We start from the raw sequence: 26,166 nt of genomic DNA, 5'->3' as shown, positions 1-26,166 counted from the left end.
TCTCTTATTTTACTTTCTTCTTTTCAGCTCTTTCTCGTGTCTTTTTAATATAGGATTCTGCATCTGGTGTTTTGCATGACGTTTCACCGTGATCAACTTCTACTTTTCCAATTTCACGTGAAATTTCAATTGCTTGTTGCTCTAAAGCTTCATTTCGAATCCCTATCGCAATTAAAGCACTATTCATTGCTTCCTTTTTTCTATTTTTTTCATTATGTATTTGAACTTTAATCTCTTCTAAATACGGTAAGAAGTAGTCATCATCTAACGTTTTATTTTTTATTGCGATATTCGCTAATAATGACCAACCTGCTCTTCCAATCCATTCATCATCAGACTTCGTCCATTCTGCCATTCTTTCTATCGCGATTGGCGACGTACATATAGCCGTCATAAGAACGTCCATTAAACAATAATAATCAACATCCTGAACCCATCTATTTAGTTGTTCTGACGTTAGTTCCTTCGGATCTAAAATCATCGTTGCTAAAGTCATTGCATCCATATTTTTCGTTTCCCATAATGAAATTGCTAAATCATGATCCTTTTTTATCTTCTTTTTTAACAATTTTAAATTCGCAAAACTAACTCCAAATAACGGCTCTTTCGCCCCATGGTTTTTATATGTCTTACGAGTTTGTTCTGTCCCATATTCTTCTAGTTGCTGCATTACTTCTTCAAGTAACATATGCCCACCTCTTTTATGTTTTATGTTGACTTCATATACGTATGTACGATATATTCTACATTACTTTTTGGTTTTCCTATATTTATTTTTTAAGTACGGTATGTGAAATTTTAAAACTGTCCTCAAAAAAACTTTTCATCTTTTTATCCCATAACCATTTCACTTCCTAAGCAATACAGTATAAGTTGGCCCAATCTATATCGTTGGACCGATGGATACAATAAAATCTATTAATAAGAATGGGCTTTCTAAAGGAATGTTTAAAATGTATAAAAGCCACTTTCCTTAAATGAAGAGAAAAGGGCTTTTATGATTTAAAGTTACTTACTTCTATTTTTCATTTTCATGCTGTGAATTTTACTAATCCACAATTACTCATTTTCTTTTTTCTCTTTTCTTTCTTCGGAAGGTTCTTCAGTTGGATCTGGCTCCTGTTCATCTTTTTTATTTAACTCATTATTTTTTTCTTTAGAAGGATCTTCCTGTTTATTCTTATCCTGTTGTTTTTGCTCAGAAGGTTCCTCCGTTGGATCTGGTTCCTGTTCATCCTTTTGAGCTGTATTACACCCAAATAGCAGTCCTACTGTAAATATGCTTGTCATACATATAGAAAGCATTTTTTTATACTTCAATTAAAGCACCTCCTAAAATTAATATCCTTTGTAGTGTTTCCTATTAAAGATTCAAATTATCCATTTTTTCAAAACGCAATTATTATAAAATCTTGCATACTTTTGGAAAAACTTTTTTACACTTGTAAAAAAGTTTTTTTGCATTTCCCCCTCTAAAATTGCTAATATAGTAGAGTAGAACTTTTATAGAGAGTAGGAAAATTATGCACAATGGAATTCGGATGACAACTTTAGTGAAAAGGGCTCTGTTGATTTGCGCTGGGGTATTATTTACATACGAAGCTGTTTACGGATCAACACATATCGCTCTAGCAAGTACAGAGGATGAAGCTAAATCTGTTCAACTTGTAAGTGAAATTCAAACATCCCTTGCCCCGAAAGAAGCTCCAAAGCACTATAACGGGCAAGTTAGAAAAGTTGCTTACTTAACATTTGACGATGGTCCTGGAAAATACACAGCTGAGCTTTTAGATATGTTAAAGAGCGAAAATGCAAAAGCAACATTCTTCTTAATTGGTTCAAACGTGAAAGCTTTCCCTGATCTTGTAAAACGTGAAGATGCTGAAGGCCACTATGTTGGGATGCACAGTATGACTCATAACTACAAGAAACTGTATACAGAAGGTCACTACGTTGATGAAATGAAGGAAGACCAAGGCTTAATCGCTGGCGTTCTCGGTAAATCACCAGTATTAACTCGCCCATCTTACGGCTCAATGCCAGGATTAAATGAAGCCCTTCGCAACAAAGTTGTTGAGAATGGTTTAAAAGTATGGGATTGGACAATTGATTCATTAGACTGGAAATACAACAAAATGCCAGTTGATGCTGCTTCAGCTAAAATCGTAGAAAACGTTCTAGCTGGTGCTACAAATCCAACAGAAGTTATTCTTATGCACGATATTCATCCACAATCAGTTAAAGCAGTACCTGGAATTATTAAAGGGCTGAAAGAAAGAGGATATGAATTAGAAAGTTATCATGAGAACGAACACTTCCCATTAAACTTCTGGCATGATAATCGTATTTAATAAAAAAGACTTGATTTCCTCTAGTAGGTTATCAAGTCTTTTTATTATCGTTTTGGGAATTTCCTTTGTTGCTCTTCAATAGAACGAATAATATTCTCTCTATCATCTTGAGTGATACTGATAGAAAATTCGTACTCCTCTTCCTTACACCATGAAGGATTAAGTTCCAGCGATAAGCGAATAACAAGGTGAAACTCCCCTTCTTTTTCTCCCATAAATTCAAACGCTAAATTTGGCTCGATGAAATCTAGTTCGTTATATGTAGGGTTTGGTAATGATTGAAACCATTTTATCATGTACTGTAAATCGGGTGTTTGTAAAAAAGGATCCATCGTTTCAAAAACTTTATTTTCTTCTGACAGTCTCGCTTTTACTCTTAACCAATTTCTATCACACTCGTCTTTCGCATCTTTATATTGGTAATTTACAACCTCTAAATGTAATGATATTTTTTCATTTTTAAAATTCATGAATATCCCCCTTCTATCTCTGGATCTTTTGTTTTATAAATTTTTATTAATCCCGATACTTTAAATTATACTAGGTTATTTTAATCTTTTTTTAATACGGATAAATTGTTTAAATTTATTACCCTTTATACATAAAATAAATTTGATTTGCAATATAATCTGAACTAAAGTGAAGTCCATTCCTTATCCACCACATGATAATACCTACCAATGAGGCTGTTTTAATATCAACCGCAACATAATTATCAGGTAAATCCTTTTTCGTATTCTCTCTTCTCGTTTCAATTAATTCTTTTAAAAATAAAAATAATTGCTCTTCAAATTGATTCATTTTAAATAATATAAATAAATAATTTCGGTGGATATATATATAATCAAGTAATTGTGTTAGCTTTTGTTTTTCTGATAAATCTTTTGCATGCATTAAATCAACAATTTTATTAGAAAGCTCATTTAAAATCTCATTCGTGATTTGGCCTATTAAATCTTGAATATCTTGATAATGTAAGTAAAATGTTGTTCGATTTAATCCTGCTTTAGTTGCGACTTTCTGAATCGTTAAACTTGAAATACTAGAATTCTCACATAAGAGTGAAATAACAGCATCTTTAAACATTTCTCTTGAACGTACTGTACGAGGATCTTCTTTTTTAGGTGTAGACATTTTTAAACCCCTTTATAGATTTTCTTTAACTTTATCGACATCATATACCATCTATGTCGAGTAGTGAACATTTTCAAAAAAACTGTTCATGGTCAAAGAAAATTTATTTTGTTACCATTAATTTTATCGACACCATGTCGATAAATCAAGAAAACAATGAAGGAGTTTATCAATGCAAAAGGAAATTTCGGCAAGAAATAAAAAAATCATTTTAGTTGTGCTCATTGCCGGCTGTTTTTTATCAACATTAAATCAGACGCTATTAAATGTGGCGATGAGTAATTTAATGGAAGTATTTGATGTTACGGCTGCAACAGTACAATGGCTATCAACAGGCTTTATGCTCATAAATGGCGTTCTAGTGCCAATTACTGCATTTTTAATGAAACGATTTACTACAAGGCAGCTATTTATTAGCTCCATGCTCTCTTTGTTTATCGGGACTGTTCTTTGTGCATGCGCCATGAATTTTGGCATTTTGTTAACAGGAAGAATGATTCAAGCAGTTGGGGCAGGAATTATTATGCCACTAATGATGACAGTTATTTTATATTTGTACCCTAGTGAAAAGCGTGGAAGCATTATGGGGACTATTGGTTTCGCCATAATTTTTGCGCCAGCTATCGCTCCAACATTATCTGGCTTTATTATTGAATATGTATCATGGAGATGGCTATTTATTGGATTAGCTCCATTTGTATTAATCGTTATTCTTCTCGCGCTAAAATATTTAATGAATGTTGCTGAGACAACAAAAGCAAAATTAGATATCGTAAGTGTCATTTTATCAACGATTGGCTTTGGTTGTATTATATTCGGGTTTAGTAGTGCAGGAAGCAAAGGATGGGATCATCCAGTTGTTATTACAACAATTATCATCGGTATAATCGTTACATCTTTATTCTGTTTACGTCAAATAAAGTCTAACGATCCCTTATTAAATTTATCAGTATTTAAGTATAAAGTTTTCACTCTTACATCAGTCATTAACGTACTCATTACGATGATTATGTATGCAGATTTAATTCTATTACCAATTTACTTGCAAAATGGACGAGGTTTTACTGCATTTGAATCAGGTTTACTTCTTTTACCTGGAGCTGTGATTAATGCCTTCTTATCACCTATCACAGGGAAAATGTTTGATAAATACGGAGCAAAACCACTCTTTATCACAGGATTAATATGTATCGTTATTTCGATGTTGGGTGTAATTGATTTGACCGAATCCACAACTTATATGTATTTAATGGTTCGTACCATTATTCTACGAATTGGGTTAAGTTTCATTTCGATGCCTTTAAATACAGCAGGCTTAAATGCTTTACCAAGAGAACTAGGTTCGCATGGTTCAGCAGTAAATAATACAATTCGCCAATTAGCAGGTGCTATTGGAACAGCATTCATTATCACTGTGTATACAATTCAATCCACTGCACATACTTCACAGTTATCTAGTGAGCACGGAAGCATCTCAGCTATGCAAGTAACGAAATTATCTTCTATCTTCAGCTCAAGTGATGCCTACGTATTTATGTTAGTCTTATCCTTTGTAGCTTTGATTATTGCATGTTTTATGCCTAAAAAAGTAGCAATCCAAAAATCCGAAAGTAAATCTTAAAACAAAAAATCCTACTCATTTTCTATACGAGTAGGATTTTTTATTATTTATTTTGTTTCCCCGTCTTCAGTCGTCTTCACCTTCGTTTTATTGTTATCACGATTGTTATAGTTATATTTAGAACGATCTACCGGTGTAAATCCTTCTGGTGTGTAGAATCGTAATAAGTCACCGTTAACAACTTGGTCGGAGTATTTTAGTGATTTTTGAACCATTTGTTCATTTTGTTTTATTTCATCTGTAAATTCTACAGGTTTCCCAGTCGCTGTATCATAATATTTGCCGTTAAGTGCAGTAACTGTTGGGCTTACGTAGTTACCGTTACGGAACGGAACGACTTGTTTATGCTCTGGTGATAATAAATCTGATCCGAATTGAACATAATTTTTCGTATCTGTACCTAGTAAGTGTAATAACGTTGGAAGAACGTCAATTTCTCCGCCGTATTGATGTTGTACGCCGCCTTTCATTCCTGGTACGCGAATGATTAAAGGTACACGTTGTAATTGAGCATTTTCAAATGAGTTCATTTCTTTACCCATTATTTGAGACATTGCTGCGCTATGATTATCTGAAATACCGTAATGGTCACCGTACATAACGATAATTGAGTTATCGTATAAACCAGATTGTTTCAAGTAATCCATGAATCCTTTTACAGATTCATCTAAATAGCGTGCTGTTTGGAAGTACGTATCTACTGATGAATCACCTGTTTTAGCTGGTTCAATCGTTGCTTCCGCTTTATCAATCGGATAAGGGAAATGGTTCGATAACGTAATGAACTTCGTATAGAACGGTTGTTTTAACGTTTGTAATAACGGAATTGATTCATTAAAGAACGGTTTATCTTTTAAACCATAGTTTACTACATCTTTTTCGTTCATATCATAGTATGACGCATCAAAGAATTGATTAAAGCCAAATGATTTATAAATTTCATCACGGTTCCAGAACGTTTTATAATTTCCGTGGAACACTGCTGATGTGTATCCTTGTTGGCCTAAAATAGCCGGTGCTGATTGATACGTGTTATGAGCTTTATTTGTAAAAACAGATCCTTGTGGTAATCCAAACATTGAGTTCTCTAACATGAACTCCGCATCAGATGTTTTACCTTGTCCTGTTTGATGGAAGAAGTTATCAAAGTATAACGTATTCGCATCTTTTGTAAATGAGTTTAAGAATGGTGTGACCTCTTGACCATTTAGTTTGTAGTTTAGTAAAAAGTTTTGGAACGACTCTAAATGAATATAAATTACGTTCATTCCTTTTCCTTTACCGAAATACTCAGGATTTGGACTTGCATAAGTTGATGAAAGATAGTTTCTAACTTCTGTCATATTATCTCCATCCGCTAATGCTCGTTCTGTTGATGCTTTCGCACTTTGAATACCATCATAAATCGTAAAGTTGTACGCCCCTAAATATTTCACGATATAATTGCGATCAAATGTTCTTGTTAACAATTCAGGACGGTCAGATTCTGCCAGACCTAAGTTAACGCTAAAGAATAAAATACCTGCTACAAATACTAGAGATAATTTATGCTTCGCAACACGGATTGGTTTAGGATTTACAAATTTCGTTGCGACTAAAACAATTAAAATGATTGTATCTAAGAAATATAGTGGATCATATAAGTGTAGCAACGCAAAAATACTACCACCTAAATCTCCAAAGTTATTCGATTGTGTTAATGTCGGGAACGTAATAAAGTCGCTGAAAAAGCGATAATATACTACGTTTGCGTATAAAAGTATAGACATTAGCAAATTAATAATAATTAACCAAATGTAAGCTCGTTTCCCTTTTGCGAATAATGCGAGCCCTAAAAATAGAACTGCTGAGCTTAACGGGTTGAAAAACAGTAAGAACTTTTGGATTGTGTTCGATATCCCTAAATTAAATTCTGTCACATATGCTGCATATGTTTTTAACCAAAGTAAAATAACAGCAAATACGAAAAATCCAAAATGATTACTTAATACTCTTTTACTCTTTAATAAAAATTGTTGCATCTCTCCACCTCTTTTGATCATCCAAGGCTTATTTTATATAAGTCTGTCTCTCTATTCAATTTTTCTTCTTCAAATAGATTTTATTTGTTTAACTATATGAAGAATATTAGTAATTATAATTTGTAGCTTTTATTTATTCAACTATTTCTTTTTAAACATTTTGACCTTGGTTTCTATTTAACAAAATACATTTGTAACATTTCCTATTTTCTCCCAGGGGCTCATCCACTAATTATGACTCCACAAACTATAATCCTTTATTTCCTCATTTGCAAACTAATCTATCTCCAGTTTTGGTACATATTTCACATAAGAAAAAGTGTAGTTTGAAGTAATTGCTCAAACTACACTTTTTCTACAATCTTATCCTTTATAACTAACTTCCCCAGTTTCAACTAATTCCTTTAACCCCATAAACATTAAATTCCAACCATGTTCAGACCCGTCATGATGCTCTTTAAGCGCTTTTTCAATATGAAGTTCTGTCCAATTTTCTTCATGAGGAACGATAATGTTTTGTGAAAATGTCATTTCAGATCCTTGTTGATGATCTTTTATCTCAACTGTAATTGTATCTTCTAATTCACTAAACTGTGGCATTTTAAATGTAAATACTAATTTTTTTGGACGATTCATTTCGATGTATTCCCCAATTGCTCGATAATCTTTTCCATCACGATGATCAACAATTTCCCAACTTCCTCCTACTTCAGGAGTATTTTCCGTTACTTTATTCGTCCCTTCCAATGTAAAAAACCATTTCTTCATCATTTCAGGGTTTATCCACGCTTCAAAAACTTCTTCAGGTGCAGCATCAAAGTTTCTTACCATCGCTAATGTTATTTTTGAATAATTATTCATCTTAACTCTCCTCCACTTCATATTAAAACGAATGTTTTTTTACTTGAAGTATATTACATAAAACCCCCGCTCTCTTAAAAGAGAGCGAGGGTTTTAATCATTCATTATTAACCTTTGTACATTGCAACAACTTGTTTTTGAAGTTCTTCATTTTCTAAGAACTCATCATATGTTGCTTCCTTATCGACTACACCGTTTGGCGTTACTTCAATAATACGGTTTGCAATTGTTTGTATGAACTGATGGTCATGAGATGTGAATAGTAACGTACCTTTAAATGCGATTAAACCATTGTTTAATGCCGTAATAGACTCAAGGTCTAAATGGTTCGTTGGATCATCCAATGTTAATACGTTTGCACCACTTAACATCATCTTAGACAGCATACAACGAACTTTTTCTCCTCCAGATAATACAGAAACGTTCTTCTTAACTTCTTCGCCTGAGAATAACATACGGCCTAAGAAACCACGTAAGAAACTTTCTGATTCATCTTGTGGAGAGAACTGACGTAACCAATCAATTAAGTTGTAATCACTGTTCTCGAAGTACTCAGAGTTATCTCTTGGGAAATGAGCTTGAGATGTTGTTACACCCCATTTGAATGAACCACTGTCTGGCTCCATTTCACCCATAAGAATTTTAAATAATGTTGTCATCGCAATATCGTTACGGCCGATAAATGCAACTTTATCACCTTTATTTAAAATGAAGTTCACATTATCTAATACTTTTTCTCCATCAATCGTTTTAGAAATACCTTCAACTGTTAATAAGTCATTTCCTACTTCACGCTCTGGTGTGAAACCAACGAACGGATAACGACGTGATGAAGGTCTAATATCATCTAATGTAATTTTATCTAATAATTTTTTACGAGAAGTTGCTTGCTTCGCTTTAGATGCGTTTGAGCTAAAGCGCGCAATAAAGTTTTGTAACTCTTTTACTTTCTCTTCTTTTTTCTTGTTAGAATCTTGAGTTAGTTTTAATGCTAATTGGCTTGATTCATACCAGAAGTCATAGTTACCAACGTATAATTGAATTTTACCGAAATCAAGGTCAGCCATGTGCGTACATACTTTATTTAAGAAGTGACGGTCATGGGATACAACGATAACTGTATTTTCAAAGTTCATTAAGAAGTTTTCTAACCATTGAATCGCTTTTAAGTCCAAGTGGTTGGTAGGCTCATCTAGTAATAGAATATCAGGTTGACCGAATAAAGCTTGAGCAAGTAATACTTTTACTTTCTCTGCCCCTGTTAATTCAGACATCTTTTTATCATGAATATCTTCGCCGATACCTAATCCTTTTAGAAGGATTGCAGCTTCTGACTCAGCTTCCCAACCGTTTAGCTCAGCAAACTCACCTTCAAGTTCTGCAGCACGCATGCCATCTTCATCACTAAAGTCTTCTTTCATGTAAATTGCATTTTTCTCTTGCATTACTTTATAAAGACGTGTGTGACCCATCATTACTGTTTCTAGTGCCGGGAACTCTTCATATTCGAAGTGATTCTGCTTTAATACTGCTAGACGCTCACCTGGCGTAATATGTATGTCACCTGTTGATTGGTCAACTTCACCAGATAAAATCTTTAGAAATGTTGATTTACCAGCACCGTTTGCTCCGATTAAACCGTAGCAATTACCTGGTGTGAATTTTATGTTAACATCTTCAAATAATTTGCGATCCGCGAAACGCAAACTAACGTTACTTACTGTAATCATTTGTGTCCTCCTACTAATACCACTTATTTCAGCGTTTTCTCACCGATTGTCTTAAAAAATCGCATATTACGACTCAATTATTGTAGACTATAGCTATTATATAGTAGAAGCTGGATGAATAGCAACGGTTGATTACTTTTATCGTGTGGTTATTACATTGATTTACTGGTTAATACAGCATTTTAAATAATACTAGTTAAATTCCATATATAGTGAATAAGGATTTGTGCTAGCAATGAATTTGTTTTTCGGTATACGTAACTAGTAACAATACTCAAAACAAACGGAAACACACGATATTCCATTGGGATATTATGTATGAAAGAAAAGTGAATATAAATGAATCGGTCATTTCGTTATACAAATTCATATCAAAAAGATATTCGCACAACCTCAAGAATATAATTGCCCCAACAAAACTTAACATACCATAAACGAATGATTTGTTTGTTACCCATAAATCCCTCCTACTACAAAAAAGGGCGTGAATATTTTCCGTATTTCCCCAACTATATTTTACCATATATTAGAAAGTATTTTTTCGTTTATTCGCAAACGTTCTTCACTCTGTTTTCAATAAAAAACTGTAGAGAACACACTCTCTACAGTTTTTTTATTACTTCGTATCAATTATTTTCTTTTTATAACTTTGTATTTTACTCGTTAACCCTATTAAAGCTGGTAATAAAATTGGCATAACAATTAAAGCTAATAGTATAAGAGCGATGCCAGCAACTAATGCAACTTGTATAAGAGTTAATACACCTGAAGGTATTAAAGCTGCAAATGTCCCGCCTAAAATAAGTGCTGCTGATAATACGACTCCGCCTATGTGACGAGATGCGGTTATAATTTTCGTTACTGAATCCCCTTCTAGCTCGTTATAGCGCATCATCAAGAAGATACTATAATCCACTCCTAAAGCGACAATCATTATGAAACTAAAGAATGGAACATTCCAGCTTAATGACTCAACGTTTAATACATGCGTACTTATTAGCTCACTTATACCAAGTGATGTGAAGTACGTTAAAATTAAAGATCCGATAATAAAAATTGAATTTAAGAATGAACGGGTAATTACAATTAATACAATCCCAATTCCAATCAACATAATCGTAGCAGTACGCAAGAAATCTTGCCCAGTTACTTCTTTTAAATCAACATTTCTAGCTGTTGTCCCTCCGATTGCTGTTTTCGCATCATTTATTTCCGTCCCTTTTATAGTGCCATCTATTGTTTTATTTATTTCTTGAATAATAGGCATCGCTTCTTTTGAATACGGATTTACATCTAAAATGATTGTCATTTTAGCAGTTTTTCTATCATGTGACATATACGTATTCAGTGCTTTTTGGAAATCCTCTCCCTCCAAAACTTCTTTTGGAATATAAAACTTCTCAGAGCTTTTCGATTCATTCAGCTCACCTAAATATTTTTGAGCGTCCCCTAGACCGTTACTTACTTTTCCTAAACCTTCTGTACTTTTAGATAAGCCTGATTGTAATTGGCCCATCTTCTCTTGCAAATCTTTTAGCCCCGTTAATAACTGCCCTTGCCCATCGTTTATTTTCGTTAATCCAGATTGTAACTCACCTGACTTGTTCGTAATTTGTTTTGAACCTGTAGCTCCTTCGTTCAAGCCATTTTTCAGCTCGGTTGCTCCTTTTTGTAATTGCGTTACTCCATTGTTCATTTCCTTTAAACCATTATCTACTTTTAGTAACGATTGATTTGCTTCTTTAAATGAACTCATTGCTGCTTTGTGCTGCGTCGCTAATTGATTTAATTCATTTGAAACGACACTTAATTGCTTCTGAGCTTCTTTTGCAATTCCTAATGTTTGCTGCACATTAGGATCATTTGCTAATTCTGGTTTTGTTTGAATGAAATTGTTCATTAACGTTTCAATTTGTTCATATCCTTTTTTCGCACCATCAATCGCTTGAGAAATGCTTCCGAAATATTGATCGTACGAACTTAAACCTTTTTCTAACTGAGCATAACCAGCATGAAGCTGCGAAGTTGCATTTGAAAGGGCATTGATATTTCCGTTTAATGATGCTAGCCCATCCTCTATTTGCTTCGCCCCTTGTGCTCCATTGTTTATTCCATTCGATAATTGATTTAAAGCTGTTCCTAATGCTGATACGCCATTTTTCGCCTCATTTGTTCCATCAATTAACTTTTGAACATTTGCGAGACTATTTGAGTCATTATCACCCATTTTGTCTTTCGCATCAGTTAATCCGTCATTAATTTCTTTTATACCACCATTTGCATCTCCTAAGCCTGTATTCAATTCTCCGGCTTGTTTATTTATATATAATTCTTTAATCTTATCTCCAGTTGGACGCGTCGGTGAATATACTTCTGAAACCCCTTTAACTTTCGAAATTTTTTCAGTTAGTTCATCTAAATTTTGTAGAGAAGTCGCTTCATCTAGCTTTTTCTCAGATTGAATAACTAGCGTACCCGGTGAAGAGAAACCAGGCGGGAAATGCTCTTCTATTACGTTAATCCCCATTTTTGATTCATACTTATTATCTACTTCAAATAAATCATTGTAATTAAGTGTGTTAGAATATTTTAATACGAAAGGAATCGATATCACGAATACAATGATTAAAGCAAAAAATGGCCTTGCTACTGAATTTTTCGCAAGAAATCCCCATAAGCGACTATCCTCATGACCTTTAAATGTTTTAACTGGATAAAACATTCCTTTTCCTAAAAGCACCATAAAAAATGGATTTAAAGTAGTTAATACGAGTAGTAATACTGCAACACCAATTGCTACGGCTGAAGTAGATTGATATAATTTAAAACTCGCTAAAGCAAGAGATGCAAAACCAATTAGTACTGCTATCCCGCTATATAAAACGGTTTTCCCTGCTGATTTAAACGTTTCTTTCGTAGCCAAAAATGCATTTTCTTGTTTACTTAATTCTTCTTTAAATCTTGTATATAATAAAATGTTATAGTCTGTTCCAACCCCAAACAGGACAACGACTACAAACACTTGTGTAAAGTTAGAAAACGGAAAATTAAATTGATCCACTAAATGTGCAATAATCCCCATTGAAACTAAATATGATACACCAACAGTAAGAAGGGAAACAATCGGAACAATTGGCGAACGAAATACAATGATTAATACAACTAGAATGAAAATGATAGAAATAACTTCTGTCTTCTTCACTCCCTCTTGAGAGGAAGTAAGAAAATCACCCGCTATTAAATCACTTCCTGTTAAGTACGTTTTTACCCCTTTCGTTTGCACTTTTTTATGAAGCCCATTTGCAACTTTTGATATTTCACCATTTTTTTTATCTACTGAGATTTGCGTTAAAATGGTCGTATTGTCTTTAGATATCAACTGTTTTTCCAAATCTTTATTATCTAAATGTGAAACAACTTCCTTAATTCCTAATTGCTCTTTTTCATTTTGTAAAGCATTGATCGTTTTCGTTATTTCCTCTTTTTGCTCATTTGTTAAAGCCTTCTTACTTCCACTATTAAAGACAGCTATAATTTCATACTTTTCAGTCCCTTCTTTATCCATCTCCTTTATTATCTTGTCAGCAATACTACTTTGTTCTGTATTAGGAATCGTAATTTGCCCTTTTTCTTTCACTAATTTATCCATATTAGGCATCGTTACGATCATTGTAATAGTAATAACTATCCATAATAGAAACGATAAACTTCTCCAACTTTTTAGCTTGCTCATATCGATCCTCTCCCACTCATAAACTTTTATACTCTAAACGGAATGAATATTCATTCCTATTATCCTATTAAATTATTTTTCAATTCTATCAAACCTCTACCTGCGGAATGAATATTCATTCCTTTGATTGTACGGATATATCATCTCCTGTAATAGTTTTTTATATTTATTTAGGAATGAATGTTCATTCCTGTCCTTATAAAGCTATAGAATCAAATGATTCTAATAGCATTCCAAGAGCTTTCTTCCAATTCTTTTACTAATTCTTTTGAGTATTCTAATTGCCCTGTTGCCATTACTTTAGTTAATTTTTCTAACGGTTGATATACAATAATAATTAAAGCAACTGGAGGCAATGGACGGAGAAAACCTTTTGCGATTCCATCTTCTATAATATTCATAAAGAAGCCTATAAAATCGTCAAATATTTTGTTGCTCTGTTCATCCAGAAAATAACTATCACAGTGAGAATTTGTAAAAAGAAAAGCATCCACATTGTTTCTCGCAAATTCAAATAAACGGTTATAAATATGACTAAACTGTTCACGAATATTTGCTTCAACAGGAAAATCAGTTTTTAGTATTTCAGATAATTGCAACATGCTTTTTGAAAATAGTGAGTTAACGAGTGCCTCTTTATTTTCAAAATAGCGATAAATAGTACCAGCGCCGACTTTTGCTTTTTCAGCGATCATCGGAATTGTCGTACCATCGTAACCACGCTCTGCGAAAAGTTGTATCGCAGCATCAAAAATATCCTCTTGTTTGTTTTTAGCCACTTTTTCCACCTCAATTTTCAGGAATGAAAATTCATTCCGTTTTTAATTATAAATTACATGGATTAAAAGTCAAGGGTGTTTCAAAGTAGTGTAGAATTTTTATATCGGCGATTTTCAATATATATCGATTTGCCGACAAAAACTGATAAAATAAGAGAAAGCTGTCCCAAAATTTCTTTTTGAACAGCTCGATTTCCTATTTACAAATTAAAAGAAATCATAAATAAACGCTTCACGCACCGGGACTACATTCTCAAATGTTCGTATCTCTTCTTCGCTTCCACTAATTAATTCAAGATTACTTAGCTCTAACGGACGTTTGTAGCCAAACATTATTGTAGATAGCACATTGATATCCAGTCTAATTCCTTTATTTAATGTCTCTTCTTTTATCATTGTTACTTCATGATTTACAAGTTTCACAGTTACGTTATTCCACGGAGCAAATGAATCTGTAATATGTAAAATCACTTCTTGTTGCATAGTGTTCCAGTTAAACTCATATTGATTTAAGAACTGCTGCACATCTACAATTCTACCCATAAAATATGGTTTCATTTCCACCTTCACTCGCGGCTCTTGCAATGTATATAACAACGGTTCTTTCTCACTTAATATCATTTCAACTTCTTTAATCATAGAATCATGCTGGCAAATAAAGTTCCATAGGCCATTTCTCGCTTCATTATGTAATGGAACAAATTCTTCTACTGTCATTTTATAATTTTCTATTTTATATAACACGTAACCAGCTGCTGTTTTATTTTCATCATAGTAAATCGCTAATGTTAAATCATGATAGACCGCTTGTAACCACCATTTTCCACTGCGAACTAGCATACCTGAAAAACGTTCCGCAAATGTTTCATAGATCTTCTCTACTTCTTCTGGGTGATTTTCTTTATTGAAACGTTTCACAGTACCATTCACTTGTTTTTTCATAACTAAATCGCTCTTTGTCATATGACATATAAGGCGATCCGCACAAAGTTCCCATCCATATTTACGGTAAAATGACACTGCAAATGGATGTAACATCGATACACTATATCCATTTTTTCTCATCGTTTGCAGTGAATGCTGAAGCAACTCTTTTACATATCCGCTTCTTCTATACTCTGGATACGTCGCTACCCCTGCAATGCCGCCCATTTTAAACTTTTCTTTTCCTATGTAAATATGAAACGGAATAAGATGGAGTTTTGCTGCTAAGTTTCCCTCTTCCATAATACCGTATATTTCATGGCTTTCTTTCATTCGAGTAAGTTGTTGCTCTACTCGTTCTTCACTTGCTTTATATTGAAAAGCGTATTCTGATAAGGTTAGTGCTTCTCTGAATTTATCTTCTTTTAATTGTATGACGTTCATATATTTCTCCCTCCATCCTCTGTTTGAATTGTACCATAATTCTTAATATTCCAGTGAGGTGAATGAAATTATATCGGCACTTCAACAAAGAATATCGACCTATCTTATATAAAAAAGCAGATACATTACGCATCTGCTTCTCATCAATTTATTTAGCTAACGTTTGAAGCTCTTCAAAAAATGTAGGATATGATACGCCTACTGCTTCTGCATCTTCAATCGTTGTTTCTCCTTCTGCAATACAGCCGGCGATCGCAAGCATCATGCCAATGCGATGATCTCCGTGACTATGTACTGTACTACCTTTTAAAGTTGATTTGCCGTAAATAATCATTCCGTCATCAGTTGCTTCAATGCGGGCTCCGAGTTTCGTTAGTTCAGCAACGACTGTATCGATACGATTCGTTTCTTTCACTTTTAGCTCGTGTGCATCTTTAATGACTGTAATTCCATCTGCTTGTGTTGCTGCTAAGGCGATAACTGGAATTTCATCGATTAATCTTGGGATTATATCTCCGCCAATTTCGATTCCTTTTAGTGAAGACGTTTCGATTGTAATATTTGCAGCTGGTTCAGATGCCCCTTCGTTAATTGACTCTACAGTAAATGTAGCACCCATTCTCTCTAAAACATCTATAATACCTGTACGTGTTGGGTTCATTCCTACATTTTGTAATACTAGTTTACTATTTGGGATAATTGCACCTGCTACTAAGAAAAATGCCGCTGATGATACGTCACCTGGCACATGAACGTCTGTTGCTGTTAACTTCTGGCCACCCACTAGTTTTACGGTTTTCCCCACGCGAGTTACCTTTACACCGAACGCTTCAAGCATTCTTTCCGTATGGTCGCGTGAAATATGTGGTTCTGTAACAGTTGTTACACCTTCTGCACGAAGACCTGCAAGTAAAATAGCTGACTTTACTTGTGCGCTTGCTACAGGTGAAGTGTACTCAATTGCTTTTAAATCTCCTCCGCGTATTGTGAGCGGCGTAAACGTCCCCTCTTCTCGGCCATCAATTTTTGCACCCATTTGCTTTAGTGGATTTGTTACACGCTGCATCGGTCTCTTCGCAATTGAATCATCACCTTGCACGCAAGAAAAGAATGGTGTGTTTGCAAGTATTCCTGACATTAATCGTATCGTTGTACCAGAATTACCAACATCTAATACAGCTTTTGGTTCCTGCAAACCTTCTAATCCTTTTCCAATTACCGTAACTTCGTCTTCATTTTGCGTAATCTCTACTCCCATTTCTTTAAAACAAGAAATCGTACTTAAACAATCCGCACCAGGAAGAAATCCTTTAATTGTTGTTTTTCCATCTGCAATTGCGCCAAACATGACAGCGCGATGCGAAATTGATTTATCACCTGGGATTGTGATTGTGCCATTCAATCCATTAGTTACAGGTTGTATTGTTGTTTCTTTCACGTTCTCACCTTCTTTTTTAAATTGTTTCATACGTTTGGTATTCTTCTTTTCCTAGCGCCAACTTTGCCTTCATGCGATCTTCTTCTCTTTGGAAACTAATTCTAAGCACCCCAAGTAGTCCTTCGCGGGCTTCTAATATTTGCAAGTTTGTAATACTAATTTCTTCTTCTGCTAAAATACTCGTAATATGAGCTAAAGCCCCTACTTTATCTAAAACATCGACGTATAAGTCGTGATAGGCAGGAATTGCGCCCCTCTTTCGCACTGGTAAAGAATCACGGTATTCTTTCGCATCTGCAAAATAGTTTTGTATTTCACCTGCATCTCCTTTAGAAACAGTCTTATATAACTCTTCCATTTCTGAGATCCATTCTTCTAATAGTTCCAATAAATGCCCGCGATTTTGTTTTACAATATCACTCCACATTTTCGGGCTACTTGATGCGATACGTGTTATATCTTTAAATCCGCCTGCCGCTAGTTGGTGAATAAGCGGGTTATCCCCGGCATGTTTCTCAACTTGTTTTACTAATCCTGCTGCTATAAGATGCGGGAAATGACTAACAATGCCTGTTACATAATCGTGTTCTTTTGTATTTAAAACGAGAAAATGTGAGCCTGTTCCTTTTAGCCATTCTTTTAGCTTATCCACCTGATCCGCCTGCACGTGATTCATTGGCGTTAAAATATAAAACGCGTTTTCAAAAAGATGCGCCTTTGCACTTTCAACGCCAGTTTTATGAGAACCTGCCATCGGATGTCCGCCAATAAAAGAAACTTTCTTTGATAATAAAGCTTCCGCTTCATTCATGATTGTCCCTTTCGTACTTCCTACATCGGTAACAATAACATCTTCTCGTAAATGAAATGATGCAAGTTTGTGTAATAACTTTTTCGTTTCTTCAACTGGAGAGGCAAAAACAATTAAATGTGCCTCTTCACATGCATGCTGTAAATCTACTGCTACTTCATCAACTACATGTAATTCTTTTGCGCGCTCTACTTGTTCTTTAAATATGTCATAGCCGATTATCGTTACATCGTGCTCTTTTTTAATCGCTAATGCAAGTGAGCCTCCTATTAATCCAGTACCTATTAGTACTACCTTTTTACACATTTGCCTCATCTCGAGACTTACTTTTTTTATTTTCAAAGTGTTGTTTTAACACTGAAATCACTCCTTCATTTTGTTCCCTTGTTCCAATTGTAATGCGTACGCCATTTGGGAACGGACGAATAATAAACCCTGCATGCGCACAAGCTTCATAAATTTCCCCAGCATCATCTACTGGTAAGAAGATAAAGTTCGTTTGCGACGGATAAAACGGGATTTCATTTTCTGTACAAAAACTTTCGTACTGTTGTAATCCCTCTTCGTTAACACGTACTATTTCTTCAATAAACGCTTCATCACTAAAGGCAATCGTTGCTGCTTTTTGTGCTAATGAAGACACGTTAAATGGTAAGCGGACGACATTTAATTTCTCAATTAACTCTTCCTGTCCAATTGCATATCCAACGCGGAAAGAAGCTAATCCGTACGCTTTAGAAAACGTTCTAAGTACAAGAATGTTTTTATGTTTTTCTAGAAGAGGTAATATCTCTGGGAAATCTTTTGCTGTTACGTATTCATAGTACGCTTCATCAATGACAATTAACGTATTTTCACTAACTCCCTCAATAAATTGATTTAATTTTCGCTCATCAACATATGTGCCTGTCGGATTATTCGGGTTACAAATCCAAACGATTTTTGTATGTTCATCAATAGCTAAAGAAATTCTATCTAAGTCATATACACCGTTATTTAAAGGAACTTCTTTCACTTCACATCCTTCAATAATCGCATGATGACGGTACTGAGGGAATGTCATGCCAGCAGTTACGATATTATCTCCTTTACAGAGCACTGCACGGCTTATAATTTGAATGATTTCATCGAGCCCACTACCACAAAGCACTTGTTCCATTTGCACTTGTAATTTCTCTGCAATCGTTTGACGGAGCGTTGTAGCTCCGCCATCTGGGTACAATGCATGTTCCTGCCAAGATTTTTGTAATTCCCCTAAAACACGAGGTGAACAGCCAAATGGATTTTCATTTGATGCTAACTTAACAAATGAATGGTCCCCGTATACTTCTTTCATTTGCTCTAGTGATTTACCTGGTTTATACGGTTGTAATGATGATAATTGATCTTTTACTCGCATGTTAAATCCACCTTTTCATTAAAATTCTTTTGCGTATTTGTTATGTTGCAAAATGTTTTGCTTTAATAATTCCATGCGATCTTTTCCGAATTGTTCGACTAGTGCATCTGCAAGTTCCCACGCAACAACAGCTTCAGCTACAACACCTGCTGCTGGTACTGCACAGCTATCAGATCTTTCAATACTTGCCTGGAACGCTTCTTTCGTATCAATATCTACGCTTGCTAACGGTTTATACAATGTAGGAATTGGCTTCATAACACCTCTTACGACAATTGGCATTCCTGTTGTCATACCACCTTCTAAACCGCCGGCATTATTCGTTTTTCTTGTGTATCCTTGTTCTTCATCCCATAAAATTTCATCATGCACTTTACTTCCTGGCTGTCTTGCTGCTTCAAAACCAACGCCAATTTCAGCACCTTTAAATGCATTAATACTCATAATTGCACCAGCAAGTTTTGCATCTAATTTACGATCGTAATGAACGTAACTACCAACACCTATTGGCATACCTTCTGCAATGACTTCAACAATACCTCCGATTGAATCCCCGTTACTTTTAGCGTTATCTATCGCATCCATCATCTCTTGTTCTACTTCTTTATCTAAACATCGAACTGGTGAATTTTCAGTAACCGTTTGAATTTCTTCTATTGGTAAGTTTGAAATTCGTTTCGCTTGTACCCCACCAATTTCAAGAACATGCCCTGCAATTTCTACGCCTAATTCTTTCAAAATTTGTTTCGCAACTGCACCAGCAGCTACACGAACTGTCGTTTCTCTTGCAGATGAGCGCTCTAGTACGTTTCTTATATCACGATGACCGTATTTGATTGCTCCGTTTAAATCCGCATGTCCTGGACGTGGTTTTGTAATTGTACGTTTCATATCTTTACTTTCTTTTTCCGAAATTGGCTCTGCACCCATTACTTTCGTCCAATGTTTGAAATCATCATTTTTAACGATTAACGTTATTGGTGAGCCAAGTGTCATCCCATGACGAACACCACTTACAATTTCAACTGTATCAGTTTCAATTTGCATACGTCTTCCGCGTCCGTGCCCTTTTTGTCTTCTTAATAATTCTTTATTAATATGTTCCGCTGTTAATGTTAAACCTGCTGGTACACCTTCTAAAATAACTGTTAACTGCGGCCCATGTGATTCTCCAGCTGTAATGTATCTCATTTCTCTTGCCCCTTTATTATTTTTTTGTACAAAAAAGTCCCTACTGAGCGCTCAGTAGGGACGATGTTTATCGCGGTACCACCCTAGTTGTAGACTTATTTCGTCTACCTCTCTTCTTCTTTAACGATCGTTTGACCGTCCTTCCCTTCAAAAGTTGGCGGGAAAGATGCTCCAAGGCTGTAATTCATGCTTATCTTTGTACTGATTTACACCGACCACCAGCTCTCTTTAACAGTGAGATAAGCACTACTGTTTTCCTCTTCAGCGCATATATGATATGGAATTAAGATAATTTATTTTTGAAACCTTTTAACTCATCCATGAATCTATGGAATTCTGGAATGTCCATTTGTTGCGCAGAATCTGATAACGCCACTGCTGGATCCGGATGTACTTCCGCCATTACTGCATCTGCTCCAATTGCAAGTGCCGCTTTTGCTGTTGGTAATAATAAATCTCTACGCCCTGTTGAATGTGTTACGTCTACGATAACTGGTAAATGTGTTTCTTTCTTTAAAATCGGTACTGCTGAAATGTCTAATGTGTTACGTGTTGCTCTTTCGTATGTGCGGATACCGCGCTCACATAGAATAATTTGGTCGTTACCTTGTGCAATGATGTATTCAGCTGCGTTAATGAACTCATCAATTGTTGCTGCTAATCCACGTTTTAGTAATACTGGCTTATTAACTTTACCTACAGCTCGTAGTAAATCGAAGTTTTGCATGTTACGTGCTCCAACTTGAATTACATCAACGTATTCTAGCGCCATTTCTACGTCATTCGGATTTAAAATTTCACTAATAATCGCTAAGTCGAATTCATCTGCTACTTGTCGTAAAATTTGTAAACCTTCTACTCCTAAACCTTGGAAATCGTATGGAGATGTTCTCGGTTTGAAAGCACCGCCGCGCATTAATTTAAGTCCTTGATCTTTCATCGCTTGCCCTACTTGGCGAACTTGCTCTAAACTTTCTACCGCACAAGGTCCCATAATGAACGTTTGTGTTCCGTTTCCAATCAATTCACCTTTAACATTAACAATTGTATTTTCTTTTTTCTTTTTACGTGAAACTAGTAATGCTTTACGGTTATCATCTTCTTGTAATTCTAAGCTTGCTTTGAAAATCGTTTTGAAAATATGTTGAACCGTTGACGTTTCGAATGGTCCTTCGTTATGCTCTGCGATCATATCAAGCACTTCACGCTCACGTACTGGATCGAAGCGTTTCGTACCTTGTACTTGTTTTTGCTCTCCAATTTTTTGAACGATTTCACCGCGTTTGTTTAAAAGGTGTAATAGTTGTAAGTTAATTTCATCTACCTGTTTACGTAATTGATCTAATTCATGATTTGCCATTTGGAAATCCTCCTCTAATGTTTTAAAAGTATAGTAAGAGAATGTAAAATTCTCTATTTTCTGAACTGATAAATTATACAATTGTTTCGTGGAATCGATACCTCTACTTATTTTAAACTAATAATTACCATAAAGACACTATCTACTAGTTAAAAATCACTTTTTTTGTACAAAAAATCCCTACTGATTCAATCAGTAGGGACGATATTTATCGCGGTACCACCCTAGTTGTAGACTTATTTCGTCTACCTCTCTTCATTGTTAACGATCATCTGACCGTCTTTCCCTTCATAAAGACAATAGTATCTTTACTACGAAAAAGATGCTCCAGGACTGTAATTCGCTCTTGTTTTTGTACTGGTTCGCACCAACCACCAGCTCTCTGTTACAGGGAAACAACAACTACTCCTTTTCCTTTCAACGCATATATATTTTATTTTCAAGTTGGACCATTAAAATACAAAAAGTCCCTACTGAATAAATCAGTAGGGACGATATTTATCGCGGTACCACCCTAGTTGTAGACTAACTTTCCGTCTACCTCTCTTCACTGTTAACGATCATTTGACCGCTCTTTCTTCATAAAGACAATACTATCTTTACTACGAAAAAGATGCTCCAAGACTGTAATTCATGATTATCCCTGTACTGGTTCACACCAACCACCAGCTCTCTGTTACAGTAAGACTAACCACTACTGTGATCTCTTCATTGCACTTTGTTTATTCAAATGTTTTTGAAATTGAATAAGTATGATTCGTATTATAGAACGCTTTTCAAAACACTGTCAACAACTTTTTATTTATTTTTTAAAATTCCATTTTCGCCCTATGATCCCTCTTGTAAATTCTCCGTTACGATTCCGATGCGAATTATTTCATTTTCTATTAAATTTAATACATGTCTTTCTACTCCATACTTGGTTGATAGTTCTTTTATTTGTATGATCTCACTTTCAAGTAAATCGGCTTCTTGACACGTCTGAAGTAAAGTGAAAAACACATTTGCATACAATTCTTTATACGCTTTCATACTCTCTTTTTTTTCAAGTATCTCTATAAACAACTGTTTCATTTCTTCTTGATTACATTGTCCTTCCACACCTTGAAATTTACTCGAAATAATATTTAGTCCTTTTTCTAAAATCTCATCCATGCATAAAACAATACGTAAAAGCATCATGTATTCTCTCGTTGATATTACGCCCATTTTCGGACGTTCTCTTAAAAACACACTAAGCCACGCTGTCCAAAATTTTTGTTGTTCCTTACCACTTAAAGTTTTTACGTAGTAGCATAAATACTGCATAAATTTAATTTTATTCTCTTCGTTTTCTTGCATCAAAAGTGGATATAACCAATCTGTTTTTTGCTCCCAATATAATACGCATTTAATAAATACAAAGCTAAGCCATTTTAAAAATGCTTCTCTCGTATATGGATGTAGTGCATCTAAATGTTCTACCGCATACTTAATATATCTCTTTATTTCTGTAAACAAAGGTACATTAATTTGCGTATAACATAATCCCGCCCACGCATATTTCGTAAGCTCACTTTCTTTCTTTAAATCTAAGTAAGGTAATAAATTTTTTCGACACCATTGCTTCTCAATATGGTATAAAAACGTAATATCTGCTGTTAAACGAGCAAACATGAAGTTCGTTCTTTCCGAAGTAACCCTTACCTGCTCCTCAAATAAAAATAAATATTCATACACGTTGCGATCGTATAAATGATCATATGCTAACAATTTTAGTAATACAGCAGTCATCTTCCCGACAGGGTGCTGAATAGATTCATTGTAAAAATCTTGTTTTCCAATCTTAAAATCCGATTCTCCTCTCATAACTTGTGGAAGTACAGAAAAAGCAAAGCGTTTTACAATCCGTATACTATTCTCATCTAACTCTTCTAATCGGTTACTAATTTCATATAGAAAACTACTAATTAACCAATGAAAAGCAGTATTTCTAACAAACTTCTGCAATAACGGTATAATCTTTTGAATTTGTTCATTCGTCAAATTCCTATTATTTCGCCACTCTCTAATACAAACAAACCATACTTCATTACTAATTTCGTGCACGCCTACTAGTTGATAAGCAAACGAAATACTCCACTCTACATTCAATTTACACGCTTTTGATAACATCTCTAAAAAATGGCGTTGTTCAAAAACACCGTCTCTTGAAAATTGCCGAACTTGCTCCATTATTTCATCGTCTTTCAGCTGCAGTAATCCATCAGCTGTTACATTGCATGTAATACGTTGTTCATTTGACTCTTTCTTTGGAACACTGTATTGATTTGAAGAAAAATGAGGGTGTTTCTGCTTCATTAGCTCGTATCCTTCCCCCGTAGACTTACTATTCGGATCACACGTGAATAGTAAGTCCAATACAAGACAAGCATCAAACGTCCTCTCTTCTGCAAGATACTCTAATACATGTTGAATTACTTCTTCTTTAGTTTCTTCTAAAGCATCTGCGTAATAATTCTTTACAAGTTGAAACACTTCATGTTTACATGTGAAATCTAACAGAACATCTGCATGTATCAACCACTTCAGTTTGTCATCCGCTGTAACGAATACATTATTAATCATTGCTTCAATCGCAATTCGCTTTTGAAGTACACTATCAGTTTCTATCATTTCTGTAATATAATAATTTGCTTTTTTCTCATTGTTTTCACATAAATATGTAAGACACTCTTTTACAATTTGAATTAAAAATGTAAAATCATTTTGCTGTAACTCCTGCTCTGAAATTTCTCTATCTCTTTTTTTCAGTGCATGTTGTCTTAATGACAATAGTTGTATCTTTTCTAATCCCATAACCATAATTGGATTTGCGTAGTAAGTAATATGCGGTCTCATTTTTTCTTTCCAAATTCGCTCCACATGAGAAAAAATAGGCATCGGTATACGACTCGATTCCTCGAGTTCAATCGACTCTCGCGTATCATTTCCCCATCTTCTTACACGCTTCAGTTTAAGTTTTCCGTCTAAAATAAACGTTAATAGCAACAAGCCAATTTCTTTATGCTCAGGGAAAGAACATTTTTGCAATAAATATGTGATTATTTCAATAGAGCTACTATCTTTCTCTGCTGTTTCTAATAAAAGCAATGTCCATCTTGCAAACAACAAAGGGTCCATCGTTTCTTTCGTTTCGTTTAAGTAAGTACAAATTGTTCGCCACCATAACGGGGATATTTTAGAATGATTTTTAAAAATCAATTGAAATAGTTCTTTTTGATGACTAAATAGAAATTGCTCCACTAACCATTCCGCAAGCAATTCATCTACTTCATCATAATTTGCTGTAAGCAGAAATAAATTTCTTAGTTTCCCTTCTGCTTCAAGCCATTCCACCCATTCATAATCACGAGCAAATTCAACGAAGTACCGAACAGTTTCAATTTTTTTTATTGACTGTTTTATATAGGATAATTGCTCCTGCTCTACTGATGGAGGAACGGTTACAATATCACGAATACGCATTCTTTTCGTAATATAATTATCCCCCATTAATTCCGCCCACCGCTTCACTGCTTTCACAAGTGCCTGATGATTATTTGCCTTATTCGGATACACAATCGGTCTTATCCCTAAATGCTCCCAATGATATGTATTATCACCTTGTGCGACGAAAGCGTAACGCCTTGTACTCGGTGGTAAGCCTGTTGCTAAATATTTCATTACAGGATCATTATGACTATACCCAACGAATAAAACAGTGTAATTTGAGAATAAATCAACTAAAAATCGTCTCGCCCATCCTTCTGTTAAGTAAGCCCTTCCAAAATCACCATCCGTTAAAATTAAAGCTTCTTTCTCTTGTTCTACATTCCCATGTATGTAAGCCAACCCTTTAAACGCTCTCCCTGTCGGTAAAGCAGGTGCATAATAAATATTCAGCTCTCTATTCATTTCTGTAATTACAGACGTAAAATGTTGATCAAAGTTTGTCGTTACAATTCGAACATCCGTATCTAACGGAAACAGCCTTGGAATCGCATAGTGTAATGGATTTGGTTTTGATTTTTCTATATTAACGAGGTCTCTTGCAACTTGATGCACATCTTTCGTTTTCGCAATTTTACCGAGATAATAATCGTGGGGTTCTGTCATCTCACGCCTTTCGACATATAAAGCTTTCGAAATTTCATCAACTAAATCATCGAAATTCGGCAAGTTTGATTTCCCCTTCATAGAAACTCCTGCTCCAACGAATAATACTAACTTCCCTTGTTCAAGGTGATCAATTAACTCATCTGGAATTTCTACTTCTGAAGTAATCCACATCCCGGATTCCCCCTTACCTAAAAATGTCATACGCTCTCATTTCACTATAACATTTTTA

At 34.8% G+C, this 26,166-nt stretch carries 19 protein-coding genes and 3 other annotated features; of the genes, 2 read left to right on the top strand and 17 right to left on the bottom strand.

Annotation, left to right across the window (positions count from 1 at the left end):
• Positions 1-4: 4 nt before the first annotated feature.
• Positions 5-688 carry a DNA alkylation repair protein gene (locus tag QCI75_RS12520; RefSeq protein WP_144508742.1) on the bottom strand — a complete coding sequence of 228 codons (684 nt, stop codon included), beginning with the start codon at positions 686-688 and terminating at the stop codon, positions 5-7.
• 371 nt (positions 689-1,059) lie between these two features.
• On the bottom strand, positions 1,060-1,320 hold the full coding sequence (locus QCI75_RS12515; RefSeq protein WP_353760579.1) for a hypothetical protein: 261 nt from the start codon (positions 1,318-1,320) through the stop codon (positions 1,060-1,062).
• Between the two features lie 203 nt (positions 1,321-1,523).
• On the opposite strand from QCI75_RS12515, the gene QCI75_RS12510 reads away from it, so the two are divergent.
• Positions 1,524-2,351, top strand: coding sequence for a peptidoglycan-N-acetylglucosamine deacetylase (locus QCI75_RS12510; protein ID WP_353760578.1), 828 nt, complete (start codon positions 1,524-1,526; stop codon positions 2,349-2,351).
• Between the two features lie 44 nt (positions 2,352-2,395).
• Here QCI75_RS12510 and QCI75_RS12505 read toward each other — a convergent pair whose 3' ends face one another.
• Positions 2,396-2,821, bottom strand: coding sequence for a WapI family immunity protein (locus QCI75_RS12505; RefSeq protein ID WP_144507831.1), 426 nt, complete (start codon positions 2,819-2,821; stop codon positions 2,396-2,398).
• A 118-nt stretch (positions 2,822-2,939) separates the two neighbouring features.
• Positions 2,940-3,485 carry a TetR/AcrR family transcriptional regulator gene (locus tag QCI75_RS12500; RefSeq protein WP_144507833.1) on the bottom strand — a complete coding sequence of 182 codons (546 nt, stop codon included), beginning with the start codon at positions 3,483-3,485 and terminating at the stop codon, positions 2,940-2,942.
• 172 nt (positions 3,486-3,657) lie between these two features.
• Here QCI75_RS12500 and QCI75_RS12495 point away from each other — a divergent pair, with 172 nt between their 5' ends.
• Complete coding sequence (locus tag QCI75_RS12495) at positions 3,658-5,106, top strand: DHA2 family efflux MFS transporter permease subunit (RefSeq protein ID WP_353760577.1); 1,449 nt, start codon at positions 3,658-3,660, stop codon at positions 5,104-5,106.
• Between the two features lie 47 nt (positions 5,107-5,153).
• On the opposite strand, the gene ltaS is transcribed toward QCI75_RS12495, so the two are convergent.
• The 13 genes from ltaS to QCI75_RS12430 all read right to left on the bottom strand — a co-directional run bounded on the left by ltaS (position 5,154) and on the right by QCI75_RS12430 (position 26,138).
• A complete protein-coding gene (gene ltaS / locus QCI75_RS12490; RefSeq protein WP_144507837.1) occupies positions 5,154-7,127 on the bottom strand; it encodes a lipoteichoic acid synthase in 1,974 nt (657 codons plus the stop codon).
• A 363-nt stretch (positions 7,128-7,490) separates the two neighbouring features.
• On the bottom strand, positions 7,491-7,988 hold the full coding sequence (locus QCI75_RS12485) for an SRPBCC family protein (RefSeq protein WP_353760576.1): 498 nt from the start codon (positions 7,986-7,988) through the stop codon (positions 7,491-7,493).
• A 107-nt stretch (positions 7,989-8,095) separates the two neighbouring features.
• A complete protein-coding gene (locus QCI75_RS12480) occupies positions 8,096-9,718 on the bottom strand; it encodes an ABC-F family ATP-binding cassette domain-containing protein (RefSeq protein ID WP_098777942.1) in 1,623 nt (540 codons plus the stop codon).
• A 182-nt stretch (positions 9,719-9,900) separates the two neighbouring features.
• On the bottom strand, positions 9,901-10,038 hold the full coding sequence (locus QCI75_RS12475) for a CPBP family glutamic-type intramembrane protease (protein WP_353761525.1): 138 nt from the start codon (positions 10,036-10,038) through the stop codon (positions 9,901-9,903).
• A 296-nt stretch (positions 10,039-10,334) separates the two neighbouring features.
• A complete protein-coding gene (locus tag QCI75_RS12470) occupies positions 10,335-13,451 on the bottom strand; it encodes an MMPL family transporter (protein ID WP_353760575.1) in 3,117 nt (1,038 codons plus the stop codon).
• 212 nt (positions 13,452-13,663) lie between these two features.
• Entirely contained in the window at positions 13,664-14,230 is a 567-nt protein-coding gene (locus tag QCI75_RS12465) for a TetR/AcrR family transcriptional regulator (RefSeq protein WP_071746311.1), read from the bottom strand.
• A 207-nt stretch (positions 14,231-14,437) separates the two neighbouring features.
• A complete protein-coding gene (locus QCI75_RS12460) occupies positions 14,438-15,598 on the bottom strand; it encodes a GNAT family N-acetyltransferase (protein ID WP_353760574.1) in 1,161 nt (386 codons plus the stop codon).
• Positions 15,599-15,746: 148 nt separating this feature from the next.
• Positions 15,747-17,036, bottom strand: a complete 1,290-nt coding sequence (gene aroA / locus QCI75_RS12455) for a 3-phosphoshikimate 1-carboxyvinyltransferase (RefSeq protein ID WP_353761523.1) — start codon at positions 17,034-17,036, stop codon at positions 15,747-15,749.
• 16 nt (positions 17,037-17,052) lie between these two features.
• The gene (tyrA, locus tag QCI75_RS12450; RefSeq protein ID WP_144506804.1) at positions 17,053-18,153 is read right to left on the bottom strand and encodes a prephenate dehydrogenase; all 1,101 of its coding nucleotides are present in this window, start codon (positions 18,151-18,153) and stop codon (positions 17,053-17,055) included.
• Positions 18,146-19,246 (bottom strand): histidinol-phosphate transaminase, encoded by a 1,101-nt coding sequence (gene hisC / locus QCI75_RS12445; RefSeq protein WP_353760573.1) that lies wholly within the window; start codon positions 19,244-19,246, stop codon positions 18,146-18,148. Before hisC ends, tyrA begins: the two co-directional genes overlap by 8 nt.
• An 18-nt stretch (positions 19,247-19,264) precedes the next feature.
• Entirely contained in the window at positions 19,265-20,437 is a 1,173-nt protein-coding gene (gene aroC, locus QCI75_RS12440; protein WP_353760572.1) for a chorismate synthase, read from the bottom strand.
• 53 nt (positions 20,438-20,490) lie between these two features.
• Positions 20,491-20,711: a binding site (T-box leader), on the bottom strand.
• A 9-nt stretch (positions 20,712-20,720) separates the two neighbouring features.
• On the bottom strand, positions 20,721-21,797 hold the full coding sequence (locus QCI75_RS12435; protein ID WP_001273572.1) for a bifunctional 3-deoxy-7-phosphoheptulonate synthase/chorismate mutase: 1,077 nt from the start codon (positions 21,795-21,797) through the stop codon (positions 20,721-20,723).
• A 194-nt stretch (positions 21,798-21,991) separates the two neighbouring features.
• Positions 21,992-22,227: a binding site (T-box leader), on the bottom strand.
• Positions 22,228-22,281: 54 nt separating this feature from the next.
• Positions 22,282-22,518 (bottom strand) — a binding site (T-box leader).
• Positions 22,519-22,625: 107 nt separating this feature from the next.
• Positions 22,626-26,138, bottom strand: coding sequence for a DUF4020 domain-containing protein (locus tag QCI75_RS12430; protein ID WP_144506801.1), 3,513 nt, complete (start codon positions 26,136-26,138; stop codon positions 22,626-22,628).
• Positions 26,139-26,166 lie beyond the last annotated feature (28 nt).

This window comes from Bacillus cereus group sp. RP43, assembly GCF_040459645.1.
Classification (GTDB): Bacteria; Bacillota; Bacilli; order Bacillales; family Bacillaceae_G; genus Bacillus_A; species Bacillus_A mycoides_C.
This window is presented reverse-complemented; position numbering and strand designations above follow the sequence as displayed.

Coding starts and splice junctions, on each gene's coding strand:
- QCI75_RS12520 (WP_144508742.1), bottom strand. CDS start 688: ATGTTACTTGAAGAAGTAATGCAGCAACTAGAAGAATATGGGACAGAA.
- QCI75_RS12510 (WP_353760578.1), top strand. CDS start 1,524: ATGCACAATGGAATTCGGATGACAACTTTAGTGAAAAGGGCTCTGTTG.
- QCI75_RS12505 (WP_144507831.1), bottom strand. CDS start 2,821: ATGAATTTTAAAAATGAAAAAATATCATTACATTTAGAGGTTGTAAAT.
- QCI75_RS12500 (WP_144507833.1), bottom strand. CDS start 3,485: ATGTCTACACCTAAAAAAGAAGATCCTCGTACAGTACGTTCAAGAGAA.
- QCI75_RS12495 (WP_353760577.1), top strand. CDS start 3,658: ATGCAAAAGGAAATTTCGGCAAGAAATAAAAAAATCATTTTAGTTGTG.
- ltaS (WP_144507837.1), bottom strand. CDS start 7,127: ATGCAACAATTTTTATTAAAGAGTAAAAGAGTATTAAGTAATCATTTT.
- QCI75_RS12485 (WP_353760576.1), bottom strand. CDS start 7,988: ATGAATAATTATTCAAAAATAACATTAGCGATGGTAAGAAACTTTGAT.
- QCI75_RS12480 (WP_098777942.1), bottom strand. CDS start 9,718: ATGATTACAGTAAGTAACGTTAGTTTGCGTTTCGCGGATCGCAAATTA.
- QCI75_RS12470 (WP_353760575.1), bottom strand. CDS start 13,451: ATGAGCAAGCTAAAAAGTTGGAGAAGTTTATCGTTTCTATTATGGATA.
- QCI75_RS12460 (WP_353760574.1), bottom strand. CDS start 15,598: ATGAACGTCATACAATTAAAAGAAGATAAATTCAGAGAAGCACTAACC.
- tyrA (WP_144506804.1), bottom strand. CDS start 18,153: ATGTGTAAAAAGGTAGTACTAATAGGTACTGGATTAATAGGAGGCTCA.
- hisC (WP_353760573.1), bottom strand. CDS start 19,246: ATGCGAGTAAAAGATCAATTATCATCATTACAACCGTATAAACCAGGT.
- aroC (WP_353760572.1), bottom strand. CDS start 20,437: ATGAGATACATTACAGCTGGAGAATCACATGGGCCGCAGTTAACAGTT.
- QCI75_RS12435 (WP_001273572.1), bottom strand. CDS start 21,797: ATGGCAAATCATGAATTAGATCAATTACGTAAACAGGTAGATGAAATT.
- QCI75_RS12430 (WP_144506801.1), bottom strand. CDS start 26,138: ATGACATTTTTAGGTAAGGGGGAATCCGGGATGTGGATTACTTCAGAA.